Origin of the sequence: Streptomyces sp. NPDC046977, assembly GCF_040644455.1 — a bacterium.
Taxonomy (GTDB): Bacteria; Actinomycetota; Actinomycetes; order Streptomycetales; family Streptomycetaceae; genus Actinacidiphila.
This window is the reverse complement of sequence record NZ_JBEYWO010000017.1, coordinates 156,020-170,482: the sequence shown is the minus strand read 5'-3', so window position 1 is coordinate 170,482 and position 14,463 is coordinate 156,020. Positions and strand designations below refer to the sequence as shown.

15 protein-coding genes are annotated in these 14,463 nt (G+C 73.1%); 1 reads left to right on the top strand and 14 read right to left on the bottom strand.

Annotated elements, in window-relative coordinates:
* Positions 1-5 precede the first annotated feature (5 nt).
* The 14 genes from ABZ883_RS24600 to ABZ883_RS24535 all read right to left on the bottom strand — a co-directional run bounded on the left by ABZ883_RS24600 (position 6) and on the right by ABZ883_RS24535 (position 13,484).
* Positions 6-377 carry a low affinity iron permease family protein gene (locus ABZ883_RS24600; protein ID WP_360909490.1) on the bottom strand — a complete coding sequence of 124 codons (372 nt, stop codon included), beginning with the start codon at positions 375-377 and terminating at the stop codon, positions 6-8.
* A 115-nt stretch (positions 378-492) separates the two neighbouring features.
* Positions 493-1,560, bottom strand: coding sequence for a hydrogenase expression/formation protein HypE (hypE, locus tag ABZ883_RS24595; protein WP_360909605.1), 1,068 nt, complete (start codon positions 1,558-1,560; stop codon positions 493-495).
* Position 1,561: 1 nt separating this feature from the next.
* The gene (gene hypD, locus ABZ883_RS24590) at positions 1,562-2,686 is read right to left on the bottom strand and encodes a hydrogenase formation protein HypD (RefSeq protein WP_360909488.1); all 1,125 of its coding nucleotides are present in this window, start codon (positions 2,684-2,686) and stop codon (positions 1,562-1,564) included.
* Complete coding sequence (locus ABZ883_RS24585) at positions 2,683-2,997, bottom strand: HypC/HybG/HupF family hydrogenase formation chaperone (protein ID WP_360909486.1); 315 nt, start codon at positions 2,995-2,997, stop codon at positions 2,683-2,685. The genes hypD and ABZ883_RS24585 overlap by 4 nt, the downstream gene beginning before the upstream one ends.
* Entirely contained in the window at positions 2,997-5,384 is a 2,388-nt protein-coding gene (hypF, locus tag ABZ883_RS24580) for a carbamoyltransferase HypF (RefSeq protein ID WP_360909484.1), read from the bottom strand. The genes ABZ883_RS24585 and hypF overlap by 1 nt, the downstream gene beginning before the upstream one ends.
* Positions 5,384-6,091 carry a hydrogenase nickel incorporation protein HypB gene (gene hypB, locus ABZ883_RS24575; RefSeq protein ID WP_360909482.1) on the bottom strand — a complete coding sequence of 236 codons (708 nt, stop codon included), beginning with the start codon at positions 6,089-6,091 and terminating at the stop codon, positions 5,384-5,386. The genes hypF and hypB overlap by 1 nt, the downstream gene beginning before the upstream one ends.
* 5 nt (positions 6,092-6,096) lie before the next feature.
* Entirely contained in the window at positions 6,097-6,504 is a 408-nt protein-coding gene (locus ABZ883_RS24570) for a hydrogenase maturation nickel metallochaperone HypA (protein WP_360909480.1), read from the bottom strand.
* 295 nt (positions 6,505-6,799) lie between these two features.
* Positions 6,800-7,345 (bottom strand): hydrogenase maturation protease, encoded by a 546-nt coding sequence (locus ABZ883_RS24565; RefSeq protein ID WP_360909478.1) that lies wholly within the window; start codon positions 7,343-7,345, stop codon positions 6,800-6,802.
* The gene (locus ABZ883_RS24560; protein ID WP_360909476.1) at positions 7,342-8,751 is read right to left on the bottom strand and encodes a hypothetical protein; all 1,410 of its coding nucleotides are present in this window, start codon (positions 8,749-8,751) and stop codon (positions 7,342-7,344) included. The genes ABZ883_RS24565 and ABZ883_RS24560 overlap by 4 nt, the downstream gene beginning before the upstream one ends.
* Complete coding sequence (locus ABZ883_RS24555; protein ID WP_360909473.1) at positions 8,748-9,377, bottom strand: DUF6084 family protein; 630 nt, start codon at positions 9,375-9,377, stop codon at positions 8,748-8,750. The genes ABZ883_RS24560 and ABZ883_RS24555 overlap by 4 nt, the downstream gene beginning before the upstream one ends.
* The gene (locus tag ABZ883_RS24550; protein WP_360909471.1) at positions 9,374-10,015 is read right to left on the bottom strand and encodes a DUF5947 family protein; all 642 of its coding nucleotides are present in this window, start codon (positions 10,013-10,015) and stop codon (positions 9,374-9,376) included. The genes ABZ883_RS24555 and ABZ883_RS24550 overlap by 4 nt, the downstream gene beginning before the upstream one ends.
* On the bottom strand, positions 10,012-10,533 hold the full coding sequence (locus ABZ883_RS24545; protein WP_360909469.1) for a hypothetical protein: 522 nt from the start codon (positions 10,531-10,533) through the stop codon (positions 10,012-10,014). Before ABZ883_RS24545 ends, ABZ883_RS24550 begins: the two co-directional genes overlap by 4 nt.
* On the bottom strand, positions 10,530-12,314 hold the full coding sequence (locus ABZ883_RS24540) for a nickel-dependent hydrogenase large subunit (protein WP_360909467.1): 1,785 nt from the start codon (positions 12,312-12,314) through the stop codon (positions 10,530-10,532). The genes ABZ883_RS24545 and ABZ883_RS24540 overlap by 4 nt, the downstream gene beginning before the upstream one ends.
* A gap of 90 nt (positions 12,315-12,404) precedes the next feature.
* Positions 12,405-13,484 (bottom strand): hydrogenase expression protein HypE, encoded by a 1,080-nt coding sequence (locus ABZ883_RS24535; protein ID WP_360909465.1) that lies wholly within the window; start codon positions 13,482-13,484, stop codon positions 12,405-12,407.
* A 483-nt stretch (positions 13,485-13,967) separates the two neighbouring features.
* Between ABZ883_RS24535 and ABZ883_RS24530 the strand changes: the two genes are divergently transcribed.
* Positions 13,968-14,405: a hypothetical protein gene (locus tag ABZ883_RS24530; protein ID WP_360909463.1), complete on the top strand. Its 438-nt coding sequence runs from the start codon at positions 13,968-13,970 to the stop codon at positions 14,403-14,405.
* Positions 14,406-14,463 lie beyond the last annotated feature (58 nt).

Here is a 14,463-nt window from a genome sequence, read left to right as displayed (position 1 = left end):
TCCCCTCAGGCCTCCTCGTGGATGCCGATCACCTTGCGCAGCGCGTCCCGCGCCTCGTGCGAGCTGCCGCCCTGCTCCAGCAGGGCGGCGGCGATCGCGTCCAGTTTGGTCTGGAGGGCGTGCTCCGCACGGCGCTCGGAGTTCTTCAGCAGCGCCAGCAGGAGCAGGGTGACGGCCGTCATCACGTCCGCGGTGAACAACTGCCAGCTCAGCGGCACCCCGAGGACGTGCACGACGACGAAGGCGGTCACCATGGCGACGCACAGCCCGTAGAAGGCGGGGGAGGCCGTGAAGTTCGAGGCCCACTCGGCCAGGTGCTCGAAGCGGCCGCCGCGGCCGCGCTCGTCGGTGCGTTCCACCGGGTGCTGAAAGGTCATGCCGTCCTCCTCGGGCGTCGGTTGCGGCACCGCCGCGTCCTCCCCCGGCTGCCCCGGACGGCCGGGCGCACCCCCTGCCGGCGGCCGCCACCGCCGGCGGGGGGTGCCTGGGCGGTCAGCAGATCCGGGGGAGTTGCTCGCCCAGCGGCAGGTCGACCACCCTCGTGCCGCCGAGCCCGGTGCGCGCGACGACCATGCCCGCGTGGTCCTCGACGCACTCGCCGATCACGGCGGCGCGCGCCCCCAGCCCGTGCGCGCGCAGGGCCGCCAGCACCGCGTCCGCATGGGTCCGGGGGACGAAGGCGACGAGCTTGCCCTCGTTGGCCGCGTACATCGGGTCCAGGCCGAGCACCGCGCACGCGTTGGCGACGGGGGAGGGCACGGGGACCGCCCGCTCCTCGATGACGACGCCGACCCCGGAGGCGGCCGCGATCTCGTTGAGTGCCGCGGCGAGTCCGCCCCGGGTGGGGTCGCGCAGCACGTGGAGATCGGTCGTCACCGCGAGCATCGCCTCCACGAGCCCGTTCAGCGGGGCGCAGTCGCTCTCGATCTCGACGTCGAACTCCAGCCCCTCGCGCACGCTCATGACGGCGACGCCGTGCGCCCCGATCTCCCCGCTGACGATGACGACATCACCGGGCTCCGCGCGCTGCGGCCGGATGTCGACACCCTCGGGGACGAGCCCGATGCCCGCGGTGTTGAGGTAGATCCCGTCGCCGTGGCCGGACTCGACGACCTTGGTGTCCCCGGTGACGATCTCGACCCCGGCGGCACGCGCGGCCGCGCCGATCGCCTCGGCGACCCGGGCGACCAGGGGCATCTCCACGCCCTCCTCCAGGATGAACCCGCAGGACAGGAAGGCCGGCCGGGCGCCGCTCATCGCGAGGTCGTTGACCGTGCCGTTGACGGCCAGGTCACCGATGCTGCCGCCCGGGAAGAACAGCGGGCGCACCACGTACGAGTCCGTGGAGAACGCCAGCCGCGCGCCGCCGAGCGGCACCACCGCCGAGTCGGCGAGCTGGGCCAGCACACTCCCGCCGAAGGCCGGGGCGAAGACGTGCCGGACGAGCTCGGCGGAGAGCGTCCCGCCACCGCCGTGCCCCATCACCACCCGCGGCTGGTCGCGCAGCGGCGCGGGACAGGTCCAGCCGGAGAAGTCCGGCGCGGCCAGGGTGTCAGCGATCTCAGCCAACGGGGCTCGCCTCCAGGGGTGCGCTGGTGCCGCCGAGCCGGCGGTAGAGGTAGTAGGCGGCACAGGCCCCCTCGCTGGAGACCATCGTGGCGCCCAGCGGGTTGCGGGGGGTGCAGGCGGTGCCGAACGCCTCGCACTGGTGCGGCTTGAGCAGGCCCTGCAACACCTCGCCGCTGCGGCAGGCCGCAGGCTCCCGGGTGGTGATGCCGGTGACCTCGAAGCGGTGCTCCGCGTCGAACTCCCGGTAGCGCGGGGAGAGCCGCCAGCCGCTGTCCGGGATGACGCCGATGCCGCGCCAGGCGCGGTCGGTGACCTCGAAGACGTCGGCGAGCATCGCCTTGGCCGCCGCGTTGCCCTCCGGGCGGACGGCCCGCGGGTAGGCGTTCTCGACGGAGTGCTCGCCGCGCTCCAGTTGGCGCACGGTGCGGCGCACTCCCTCCAGGATGTCCAGCGGTTCGAAGCCGGTGACGACGATCGGCACGCCGAAGCCGTCCGCCAGCTCGGGGTACTCCTCCGTCCCCATCACGCTGCACACGTGGCCGGCGGCCAGGAACGCCTGCACCCGCACCTCGGGAGACCGCATGATCGCCTCGATCGCGGGAGGCACGCGGACGTGCGAGACCAGCAGGCTGAAGTTGCGGATGCCGAGCCTGCGCGCCTGGTGGACCGTCATGGCGTTGGGCGGGGCGGTGGTCTCGAAGCCGATGCCGAAGAACACCACCTGGCGGTCGGGGTTCTCCCGGGCGACGCGCAGCGCGTCGAGCGGGGAGTAGACCACGCGCACGTCGCCGCCCTCGCTGCGCACCCGGAACAGGTCGCGGCCGGTGCCGGGCACGCGCAGCATGTCGCCGAACGAGCAGAAGATCACCTCGGGTCGGGAGGCGATCTCCAGCGCCTTGTCGATGACCTCCAGCGGCGTCACGCAGACCGGGCAGCCGGGGCCGTGGATGAGTTCGATCCCCTCGGGCAGCAGCTGGTCGATGCCGTGCCGGATGATGGTGTGGGTCTGGCCGCCGCACACCTCCATCAGCGCCCAGGGGCGGGTCACCGTCGCACGGATGTCGTCCAGCAGCCGCCGGGCCAGGTCCGGGTCCTGGAACTCCTCGATGTACTTCACCGGTCCGCCTCCGCCGCCGGGGTGCCGGCCGGGGCGGTGCCCGCTTCGGCCGCCGCCTGCTGCCAGGGGTCGCCGAACTCCTCCTCCAGCAGCCCCAGGTTCCCGAAGAGGGCGAGCGTCTGCCGCGCCGACTCCTCGTCCAGGCGCTGCAGCGCGAAGCCGACATGGACGATGGCGTACTCGCCGACCTGGAGGTCGGGCAGGTACTCCAGGCACACGTCCTTGATCACGCCGCCGAAGTCGACGGTCGCCATCCTGGTCCCGTCACGTTCCTCGATCTCCAGCACCTTGCCGGGTACCGCCAGGCACATCAGCTGTCTCCTCGCTCTGGGTGGGGGGTCCGCGGGCCGTCGCCGCGGGCCGCGGCGACGAGTTGGCCGAGTGCCAGGCCGCCGTCGTTGGGCGGTACGAGGCGGTGGAGCAGGACCTCGAAGCCGTCCGCGCGCAGCGTCTGCGCGCACGCGGCGGACAGCAGCGCGTTGGCGAAGACGCCGCCGCTGAGGGCGACCGTCCTGGTGTCGTCCCTGTCGCGTACGGCGGCGCACACCCGGCGTACGAGGTCGGCCACCGCCCGGTGGAAGCGGCCCGCGACGACGCCTGCCGGCACACCGCGGCGCAGGTCCGCGACGACGCCGGCGAGCACCGGGCCGGGGTCGCAGGCGGTGGCGCCGTCCACACCGCCGCCCTCGCGCAGCGCGAACGCGTAGCCGTTCCGGGGCAGTTCGCCCGCGGCCACCGCCGCGGCCTCGAGTTCCACGGCGGCCTGCGCCTCGTAGCCGGCCTCCTGGCACACCCCGGCCAGCGCGGAGACGGCGTCGAAGAGCCGGCCCATGCTCGATGTGGGCACGCAGTGCAGACCGCGCTCCAACTGCGCGTCCAGAATCCGTAGTTCCTGTTGCGGGCAGGCCGCCACGCACGGCAGAACGGGATCCCAGGGCAGCCCCGCCGCCCGCAGGTGCGCCAGTGCCATCCGGTAGGGCCGGCGCACCGCGGCGTCCCCGCCCGGCAGCGGCACGTAGGCGAGGTGGGCCGCGCGCCGGAAGCCGTCGTAGTCGGCGAGCAGGAACTCCCCGCCCCAGACGGCGCCGTCGTCGCCGTGGCCGGTGCCGTCGAAGGCGACACCGAGCACCGGCGCGGTCCCGTCGAGCCCCGCCTCGGCCATCACCGCCGCGATGTGCGCGTGATGGTGCTGCACCTGGCGCAGCGGGCGGTCACCGGCCGCGCGCCGTGCCCAGCCCACCGACCGGTAGCCCGGGTGGCGGTCGGCGGCCAGCAGGACCGGCCGCACCCCGGTGATGGACTCCAACTGCCGCTCGGCGGCGGCGAAAGCGCTCAGCGTCGCCAGGTCGTCCATGTCCCCGACGTGCGCCGACATCCAGGCATGCCGTCCCTCGCCCACACAGAAGGTGTTCTTCAGGTCGCCGCCGACGGCGAGCGCCGGGGCCACGGACACCGGCAGCGGCACGGGGAACGGCGCGTAGCCCCGCGAGCGCCGCACGGGCAGTTCGCCGCCGTCGCAGATCCGCACCACCGAGTCGTCGCAGGGCACATGGATCGGCCGGTCGTGCGTCAGCCACGCGTCGGCGAGCCCCGCCAGCCGCAGCAGGGCCTCCTCGTCGTCGGTGACGATGGGTTCGCCGCCCAGATTGCCGCTCGTCATCACCAGCAGTCGGGGGCCCGGCGGGTCCCCGGGCAGTCCCAGCAGCAGATGGTGCACCGGGGTGTACGGCAGCATGACACCGAGGTCGGCCACGCGCGGGGCGACGCCCGGCGCCACGCCCTCCGCGTCCGCCCGCCGCCGCAGCAGCACGATGGGCCGCCGTGCCCCGGTCAGCAACTCCCGCTCCGAGGCGTCCACATGGGCCAGTCCCGTCACGTCCGCGAGGTCCCGGGCCATCAGGGCGAACGGCTTGTCGCCCCGGTTCTTGCGCTGCCGCAGCAGCCGTACGCTCGTGTCGTCGCCCGCGTCGCACGCCAGGTGGTAGCCGCCGAGCCCCTTCACGGCGACGATCGCGCCGTCCGCGAGCAGCCGCCGCGCGCCGCCGAGCGGATCCGTCGCCGCCGCCTCCACCGTGCCGTGCCCGCGCCGCACCAGCAGCCGCAGCCGCGGCCCGCAGTCGTGGCAGGAGACCGGCTGCGCGTGGAAGCGCCGGTCGCCCGGGTCCTCGTACTCGGTCCGGCAGGCCCCGCACATCGGGAACCGGGCCATCGTGGTGCCGGCCCGGTCGTAGGGCAGCCCGGTCACGATCGTGAACCGCGGCCCGCAGTGCGTGCACGTGATGAACGGGTGGCGGAAGCGGCGGTCGCCCCGGTCCCGCAGCTCCGCCAGGCACGCCACGCACGTCGCGGTGTCCGGGGGGACCAGCGTCCGCGCGGCGCCCTCGCCCGCCCGCGAGGCGGCGATGGCGAAGCCCGATCCGCCGGCGAGCGGCACCGCGGCGTGCGAGACGGACTCCACGACCGCCAGCGGTGGGGCGTCGGTGCCGATCCGCAGGCAGAAGGCCTCGACCGCCGCGGGCGCGCCCTCGACCTCCGCGACCACGCCCTCCCCGGTGTTGCCGACATGCCCCGACAGACCGAGCTCCCGGGCCAGCCCGAACACGAACGGCCGGAAGCCGACCCCTTGCACCACGCCCCGCACCAGCACCCTGCGGCGCTGCGCGGCGGCGTCGGCCGCCGGGGCCGGCTGCCCTGCCATCAGTGCGCGTGACCGACGGCCGTACGCGCCATCACCGGCCGGTGGACCGCGGCCCCGGCACGCACCGCGAGCGCCCGCTCCAGCAGCACGCCCATGCCCTCACCGCCGCGCACCGAGGTGCGGACCACCTCGACACCCGGGTTCACCTGGGCCACGTTGGCCAGGAACGCCTGCTCGTCGAAGTCCACAGCCGCCGCGATGTCGTACTTGGTGATCACGACCAGCTGCGCCAGCCCGAAGGCGCTGGGGTACTTCAGCGGCTTGTCCTCGCCCTCGGTGACCGACGCGAGGACCACGCGCAGCGACTCGCCGAGATCGTAGGACGCCGGGCACACCAGGTTGCCGACGTTCTCCACGAACAGCAGGTGGGTGTCGTCGGGCAGCCACGCCTCGACGTGCGAGCGCACCATGCCGGACTCCAGGTGGCACAGCCCGTCGGTCAGCACCTGCCGCACCGGGGCGCCCGAACGGCCCAGCCGCACCGCGTCGTTCTCGGTGGCCAGGTCGGCGGTGAGCGCGGCGACCGGCACGCCGCGGCGGCGGGCCAGCCCCAGTTCCGCCTCCAGCAGCGCGGTCTTGCCGCTGCCGGGGCTGGACAGCAGGTTCACCATCACGGTCCCGAGCGCGGCCAGCTCCTCCCGCAGGTGCTGGGCGCCGTGCTCGTTCCTGGCGAGCACGGCCTGCTGCAGGTCGGTGACTTTGCACATGGCGGTCAGCGCTCCTTCGCGAGTGGTGCGGAGGGTGGTACGGGTGAGACGGGGTCGGCCCACCGCACCTCGGTGATGCGCAGTTCACGGCCGGACAGCAGTTCCGACGCCCCCGCGCCGCAGCGCGGGCAGCTCAGCTGCGGGGGCAGCCCGGTCGGCCACTCGTGGTCGCAGGGCTCGCACCGGGCCCGGCCCGGCACGGTCTCGGCCGACAGCGACGAGCCCTCCAGGACGGTGCCGGAGCACGCGAGGTCGAAGCAGAAGGACAGGGAGTCGGGCAGCACACCGGCGAGTTCACCCACCTGGAGCCGCACCTCCCGTACGCCCGGCGGGGTGACGCCGCCGGCCGCCAGGCGGGCGGCGGCCTCCTCGACCTGCTCCACCACCGCCATCGCGATGGACATCTCGTGCATCGGCCTCTTCTCCGGTGTGGGGTGCCGGCCGGGCCCCCGGCTGCCGCGCCGATCCATTACAGGCCGGTCGTGGCGGGCCCCCGGCCCGCCACGCCGCCGGCCTGGCGGCGGGTACCCGTTCGGCCTCACATGGCCCGGATGTGCATGTAGCGCTTCACGTCGGGCAGGACGCGCGACATGGCGAGGACGGCCGCGGCCGCTCCCACCGCGCCGAGGGCGATCTTCCACATGGCGGGTGCTCCTTTCTGTCGTGTCGGTTGTGTCCCTTGTTGCGGTCCGGCTCGGCCGGATCAGGTCACCGCGGACGGGCCGCGGGACCGGTCGCCGTGGGCGGACTCCCGGCCCGTGCGCACTCCTCGCCGACGACCCGCAGGACCAGGCCCACCGCCTCGTCGACGGCGGCGGCGACGGGGGCGCTCAGGCCGATGCCCTCGTCCAGACAGGCCGGCCGGCAGCCCACGACGAGCACGCGCGCGGGCCGGCTGCCCGCGCCCGTGCCGGCGCTGAGGGTGTCGAGCAGCGCCAGGACGGCGTCCGGCGTCATGCGGTGGCCGTCGACGACCGGCGGTTCCCCCGGGTCGCCCGCGGGCCGCGGTGGCACCTCGATGAGCCGCAGGGTGCCCGGCGGCTCGTCCCCCGGCACGGCGTCCACCAGGACCACGCAGCGGTAGCCGTCCAGCAGCCGGTACGCCAGGTGCACACCCCGGACGCCGGTGTCGGTGACCTCGGCGCCCTCGGGCAGCGGGTGTCCGGCCAGCCGCCGTACGACCTCGACGCCGAAGCCGTCGTCGCCCAGGAAGATGTTGCCGATGCCGGCGACCAGCACGCCCCCGCCGCTCACGCCTCCTCCGCCGGGGCCAGCTCGTCGGGCTGGAAGTACAGGAACCGCCCCTGCAGGCGCCGCAGTTCGGCGCCGGGGTCGCCGTCCACGGTGACCGCGAGGTGCACGCCGCCGTCGACGTCGTGCAGCACCGCCTCCACCAGGGCCCCTCGCCCGTGCAGGAACAGGTCCTGGGCGTCGGTGCGCCGCTTGCCGGGACGCAGCACGACCCGGCTGCCCGCTCCGACGGACCTGCCCCCGATCACCACGCGGTCGCGGGCCGGGTCCACCGAGGCGTCGGCGCCCGGGTCCCACCAGGGCGTGTCCGGCGCGGTCACGTCCGGCACCGGGTCCTGCCCGGTGACCTCGCGCAGCGCCCGCACGGCGCCGTGCAGACGCTCCAGCACCTCCGGCGGCATGGTCTCCGCCAGGTCGATGACGGCGGCGGCCCGGTCGTCGGTGCCCCGGGCGTGCCGCTTCTCCTCGTCGGTGAGGGCGGCGGTGCGCAGGGCCAGGATCTCGTCGATCTCGGTGGCGTCGTACATCGCGCCGGCGCTCTCCGGCGCGATGCGCGGATGGTCCTCCAGGATGATGGGGGAGGACAGCACCACGTCGGCGGCGCCGTCGTCGCCGGCCAGCACCGGCCAGGCGTGCTCGTTGCGGCACTCCGCGACGGCCCCGCGCGCCCACTGCGGCGGGTCCGTCATGGAGACGAACGTGCCCGCGGTCAGCCCCAGCATCAGGTGCGCCGACACCAGCGAGTGCGGCAGCGCGTCCTCGCGCCGGGCTGCGGTGCCCGCTCCGGTGTTCTCGACGACGGCGGTCAGCCGCAGGACCCGGTAGGGGCCCGGCAGTTCCTCCGCGGTGATGCGGACGACGCCCTCCAGCGCCTCCCGGCGCCGTACGACCGCGCCGACCCGCGCACCGCCCCCGTCCTCCACCGGCTCGGTGGTCTCCGCCGCCGGCAGGGTGAAGGGCAGCACGACGCCGCCGTCGGTCAACTCGGCCACGGAGGCGCTCAGTTCGACGCGTTCCTCGATTCCCTCGTCCCACGGCACCAGGACCCGGTCGGGCAGCTCCAGCTCCTCCACCGGCTCGTACGAACCGCCGGGCAGGGCGCGGTGGACGGTGCGCCGCTGGGCGTGCAGGAAGCGCACCTCCGCGTGCAGCACCGCGTCCGCGCGCGGCTCCATGAGGAGCTGTGTGCGCTGCGCGGCCGGTTCGCCCGAGGCGGCCGCCCACGCCGGGGGCACGAGCACGCCGAACTGCCAGCGCATGCGGTTCTTCGCCGACGACGCCCGGTACGGGTAGAGGACGTAGCCTTCAAAGAGCACGGCGTCCGCCACCTTGCGGGCGGTGTCGAAGCGTTCGGCCTGTTCCGCCGCTGCCTCCGCAGTCTCCGCCGCCTGCGCGGCGCCCGCCGTCACCGTGCCGCTCCGGCGAGCAGGGCCTCGACGGTGGCCTCCCAGGACGGCAGGGCGTGCCGGCTGCGGAAGGACCGCAGCGCGTCCATGGAGCCGCGCGGCAGCCGGATCCAGCCGCAGCCCGGGAAGTGCGCGTCGATCGTCTCCCGCCACACCGCCACCGGCAGCCGGCAGACGGCCTCCTTGTGCCAGGGCACGGGCAGCACCTGGAAGCCGCCGGGCCCGAGGAAGGCGGTGCCGGAGAACAGCATCAGCAGCGGCGCCTCGCCCTCCCGCAGCGCGTCGAAGTACTTGGCGGAGGCGATGTCCATGTCGTAGGTGCACGGCACCGGCAGTTCCACCTCGACCTCGCCGCTGAAGCCGGGCACCATCACCGACACCTGCGCGAACTGCAGCGGTTGCAGCGTGCTGCCCCAGCGCTCCGGCTCGCCGAAGAGGTCGCCGAGGCCCTCGGCCTCGTCCGGCGTGTACGCGCGCTGCGCCGGCTCGATGCGCAACTGGCAGCGCAGCGCGATCGCGTGCACCCGCTCCCCGCCGGAGGCGGTGATCCGCAGCCGGAAGACGAGCGTCGGTCCCGCGGCGTACGGATCGGCCCGTACGCCCGTGCACGTGAAGCCCAGCTCGGTCACGGCCGGTTCCCTTCCCGCGGCGCCCGGGCCGCCCGCTGTCGTAGGTCGTCGAAGAAGGCGGCGAGTTCGGCGCGGGCACCGGGCCCGCCGTCGAAGCCCTGCCAGGTCAGCCGCAGCCGGCCGACGAGTTCGTAGGCGCGGTCGACCGGTGCCAGGTAGCACTCGCCGCCGTCGCCCTCGCGGCGCACCAGCAGCGTCTCCACGTCCGGGCGCAGCGCGCCGGCCAGCGGCGAGTCGCCGAAGACGGCGTCCCAGGTGCCCGGGTCGACGTCGCTCTCGGTGGCGCCCGCCGGGCTCGGGTAGAGCACGACGGGGCGGTCGAGGGAGGAGTTGTGGAAGAAGAAGGCCACCGCCACCGGGATGCGCAGCCGCTGCCAGGCGACGGCGTCCGGGACCGAGCCGGGGTCGGAGAGGTAGCGGTCGGGCACGGCGGCGAAGCGCCCGCCGCCGGCGCCCGGCCGGTCGAAAAGCAGCGAGCAGGGCGTGCAGGCGCAGGCCAGCGCGCGCCGTCCGGTGTCCACCAGATGCCGGTGGGGGCCCATGAGGGTCGCCCCGCACAGCTCGCAGCGTTCAGGTGCGGCCGGGCGTGGGGCGACGAAGCGGCGCAGCCCGGCCGCGGGTGGGGACTGCGGGCTCACGGCGCCCCCGGCGGGCGCGTGCCGATCTGGAGCAGCGCGGGTTCCCGCGTCGCCGGGGCGTCCTGCGGCAGCTCGACCGAGGTCACCTCGGGCGCCCAGCACGACAGCGCGGCCTCGATGCGCTGCCGGGTGGCGTCCATCGTGCTGGGACACCCGCAGCCGCCGCCCTCGCGGGCGGCCAGCCGCAGCGTGCCGCTGTCGGGGTCGAAGTGCTCGATGTCGACCGACGTGCCGGCCCGGGCGGCGTGCACCGCGCGGCCGGCCCGGGTGAGGGTGTCCTCGGGGTGCAGGTCGTGGAGGACGAGCAGGCCCGCCACCACCTCGTCCGCGAGCAGCGCTGCCATGGGGTCGGTGCCGGGGCGCTCCAGGAGCTCCACGGCGCGGGCCAGGCCCGCGCCGTAGAACTCCATGAGCGTGCGCACCAGTTCCTCGGCGGCGGCCGCGGCCTCGCGGTCGCCGGAGGCGGCGAGGCCGTCCAGGATCTCCTCGATCCGCCGCGCGGTCCGCTCGGCGCTCATCCGGCCATGCCGCTCAGGCCGGTGGGGACGTGCAGCTTCTCCACGGTGCGGCCGCCGCCGACGTACATGTGCACACCGCACGGCAGACAGGGGTCGAAGCTGCGCACAGCGCGCATGATGTCGATGCCCTTGAAGTTCTCCGGGGAGTTCTCCTCGAAGATCGGGGTGTTCTGCACCGCGTCCTCGTAGGGGCCCGGTGTGCCGAAGGTGTCGCGCACGCTCGCGTTCCACGGGGTCGGCGGGTACGGGTGGTAGTTGGCGATCTTGCCGCCGCGGATCACCATGTGGTGCGAGAGCACACCGCGCACGGCCTCGGTGAAGCCGACGCCGATGCTCTCCTCGGGGACCTCGAACTTCTCCCAGGTCTGCGTGCGGCCCGCGCGGACCTCCGCCAGTGCCTTCTCGGTGAAGTGCAGCGCGCAGGCGGCGGCGTACGCCTGGAAGTAGGTGCGCGCCCGGTTGCGCTCCAGCGCGTTGCTCCACTGCGGGATCTTCCACTCGAAGGTGGTCTCCGGCTTGGTGAGCGTCTTGGGCAGGTTGATGACCACGCTGTGCCCGGTGGCCTTCACGTAGCCGATGTCGACCAGCCCGTTGAGCGCCGTCGACCACAGGCGGGCCAGCGGACCGCCGCCGGTGTCCAGCGCCAGGTGCTCCTGGCCGTCGAACCAGCGCGGCGACATGACCCAGCTGTACTTGTCGTCGAAGTCCCGCTTCTGCGGCGCCGGGATGGTGTGCTGGTTCCACGGGTGGCGCGGGTCGACCGGGTTGCCGAGCGGGTCGTGCGTGACGAACTGCTCCTGGCCCTCCCAGTCCTGGTAGTACGAGCTGCCCAGGAGGATGCGGATGCCGAGGTTGATGTTGGTGAGGTCGTTGGTGACCAGCTTGCCGTCCACGACGATGCCGGGGGAGACGAACATCCGCCGGCCCCAGTCGGTCATGTTGGCGTACGTGAAGTCGCAGTACTCCGGATCGTTGAACGCGCCCCAGCAGCCGAGCATGATGCGGCGGCGGCCGACCTCCTCGTAGCCGGGCAGGGCGTCGTAGAAGAAGTCGAAGAGGTCGTCGTGGAGCGGCACGACCCGCTTCATGAACTCCACGTACCGCATCAGGCGGGTGAGGTAGTCGGTGAACAGCTGCACCGACGCGATGGTGCCGACGCCGCCCGCGTAGAGCGTGGAGGGGTGGACGTGCCGACCCTCCATCAGACAGAACATCTCCCGCGTGTAGCGGCTCACTTGGAGCGCCTCGCGGTAGAACTCGCCCTCCAGCGGGTTCAGCGAGCGCATGATGTCGGCGATGGTGCGGTAGCCGTGCTCCGCGGCGTGCGGCGCCTCGGTGCGCTCGGCGAGCTCCAGGACACCCGGGTTGGTCTCGCGGACCATCTTCTCGCAGTAGTCGACCCCGACCAGGTTCTCCTGGAAGATGTTGTGGTCGAACATGAACTCCGCGGCCTCGCCGAGGTTGATGATCCACTCGCCGAGGTGCGGCGGCTTGACGCCGTACGCCATGTTCTGCGCGTACACCGAGCAGGTGGCGTGGTTGTCCCCGCAGATGCCGCAGATGCGGCTGGTGATGAAGTGCGCGTCGCGCGGGTCCTTGCCCCGCATGAAGACGCTGTAGCCGCGGAAGACCGACGAGGTGCTGTAGCACTCGGCGACCCGCTTCTGCTTGAAGTCGATCTTCGTGTGGATGCCGAGGCTGCCCACGATCCGGGTGATCGGATCCCAGGACATCTCCATCAGGCCACTGCCGTCTCCGGCCGTCTTCGTCTTCGGAGCCATGTTCTTGCGTGCCCTTCGTCAAGCGGGGGCGGCCGGGGTCGGCGGCCGGGGTCGGTGGACGGTGTCAGTGGCCGGTGGGGTGACGTGGTGTCACCAGGGCGCCTTGTAGCCGGTGGTGAGCTTGCGGCCGGTGTGGCGCCACTTGGGCTCGTTGTCGACGGTCTTGGCCGTCAGGGAGCGCAGCCGGCGGATCGCGGCGCCGTACACACCGCTGGCGGTGCTGGACAGCCGCGCGCCGGGCGGCTCGTCCATGAACGGCATGAACATGTCCGGGAATCCCGGCATGGTGCACGCGATGCAGATGCCGCCGACGTTGGGGCAGCCGCCGATGCCGTCCATCCAGCCGCGCTTGGGGACGTTGCACTTGACCACGGGGCCCCAGCAGCCGATCTTCACCAGGCACTGTGGGGAGTCGTAGCGGTCGGCGAACTGGCCCTGCTCGTAGTAGCCCGCCCGGTCGCAGCCCTCGTGGACGGTGGCGCCGAACAGCCAGGCCGGCCGCAGCTTGTCGTCCAGCGGGATCATCGGCGCGGAGCCGGCCGCCTGGTAGAGCAGGTACGTGAGCGTCTCCGCGAAGTTGTCCGGCTGGATCGGGCACCCGGGCACGCAGACGATGGGGATGCCGGCCTTGGACTTCCACTCCCAGCCCAGGTAGTCGGGCACGCCCATGGCGCCGGTCGGGTTGCCCTCCATGGCGTGGATGCCGCCGTACGTGGCGCACGTGCCGATGGCGACCACGGCAAGGGCCTTGGGTGCCAGGCGGTCGATCCACTCGCTGGTGGTGATGGGCTGGCCGGTCGCCGGGTCGTCGCCGAAGCCGCACCAGTAGCCCTCGGCCTTGATCGACTCGTTGGGGATGGACCCCTCGACGACCAGCACGAAGGGCTCGATCTCGCCGCGCTCGGCCTTGAAGAACCACTCGATGAAGGTGTCGGCACCCTCGACCGGACCGCATTCGAAGTCGATCAGCGGCCAGTGCACGGCGATCTTCGGCAGGCCGGGGAGCCCGCCGAGGGCGATCTCCTCGATGCTGGGCAGTGTCGCGGCGGTGAGCGACACGGAGTCGCCGTCGCAACTGAGCCCGGCGTTGATCCAGAGAATGTGGATCGGCGCCTCGTCGTCGGCCGGGGTGGGGGCGGCGGCGTTCGTGGTCGAAGCAGTCGCATCCATGGGGATGCCTCCTCAGAGAGCGGCAAATGCCACATAACGGCATCTCCTCCCCTTGATAGCGACTGGCTCGCCGGAGCGGGATGTTCAAGAGGGCCAATCCGGTGATCTGCTTTTCGGTCCGGTTCGCTGGGCGGTCTCTGCGAACGCTTGCGTGGTCCGGTAGGGAGGCACTCCGGTGCGCGGGGGAGTTCTCCCGGGCGACCCCGGGCGCGGTTGCGCCGCGACGCGCTCTGTGGCCGGCCGGGGCTGCGCCCCGGGGCGGGCGGCGAAGCGGTCCGCCTCCCCGGCGCGACTCGGTGCCGCGTGCTGTCCCGGCGTGACGGGGGCATCGCGCTTCGGGTGCCCGGTCGTCCCGGCCGGAGCGGCAGCACTTTCCGGCCATGCGCATCATGGATGACATGATCATGCCCGAAAATGATCTAGTGGCCCATCATCGCTGCCCGTAACTTCACTGTCGATCTACGCGAAATTGGGGAGGGGTTCATGTCCAAGACACACTACGTCAGGACGGCCGGGGCGGTTCTCGCCGCCGCGGCAGCGCTGGTCATGGTCAATGCGCCGATGGCGTCCGCCAACTGGTCGAGCTACATAGCCAGCTGGACCGACGGCAACAAGTCGAGAACCTGGGAGGACCAGGGGACCTACAGCCAGATCCAGTTCACAGGCTGCTCGGCCCAGTACGGCACGACGAAGTCGGTCGTGGTGAAGCTCTGGCACTACTACTCGATCCTTCCCAATGAGAGCCTCGGGACCAAAACGTTCACCGCCTGCTTCAACGGCGGTACGAGCAACGGCGAGTGGACCAACGTCCCGAGCGGCACCAACACCCTTCAGTTCGAGGCGGACAAGGTCGCCCAGGGCGGCTCCTGCTGCCTCCTCAATGTGTCGACGGTGAGCGTCGACACCTCGCAGGCCGACTAGCCGACCTCGGTCCAGAACGATCCGCGTGGTGGTGCCCGGTACCTGTGCCGGGCACCAC

Coding starts and splice junctions, on each gene's coding strand:
- ABZ883_RS24545 (WP_360909469.1), bottom strand. CDS start 10,533: ATGAGCGCCGAGCGGACCGCGCGGCGGATCGAGGAGATCCTGGACGGC.
- ABZ883_RS24600 (WP_360909490.1), bottom strand. CDS start 377: ATGACCTTTCAGCACCCGGTGGAACGCACCGACGAGCGCGGCCGCGGC.
- hypF (WP_360909484.1), bottom strand. CDS start 5,384: ATGGCAGGGCAGCCGGCCCCGGCGGCCGACGCCGCCGCGCAGCGCCGC.
- hypB (WP_360909482.1), bottom strand. CDS start 6,091: ATGTGCAAAGTCACCGACCTGCAGCAGGCCGTGCTCGCCAGGAACGAG.
- ABZ883_RS24570 (WP_360909480.1), bottom strand. CDS start 6,504: ATGCACGAGATGTCCATCGCGATGGCGGTGGTGGAGCAGGTCGAGGAG.
- ABZ883_RS24530 (WP_360909463.1), top strand. CDS start 13,968: ATGTCCAAGACACACTACGTCAGGACGGCCGGGGCGGTTCTCGCCGCC.
- ABZ883_RS24535 (WP_360909465.1), bottom strand. CDS start 13,484: ATGGATGCGACTGCTTCGACCACGAACGCCGCCGCCCCCACCCCGGCC.
- ABZ883_RS24585 (WP_360909486.1), bottom strand. CDS start 2,997: ATGTGCCTGGCGGTACCCGGCAAGGTGCTGGAGATCGAGGAACGTGAC.
- ABZ883_RS24540 (WP_360909467.1), bottom strand. CDS start 12,314: ATGGCTCCGAAGACGAAGACGGCCGGAGACGGCAGTGGCCTGATGGAG.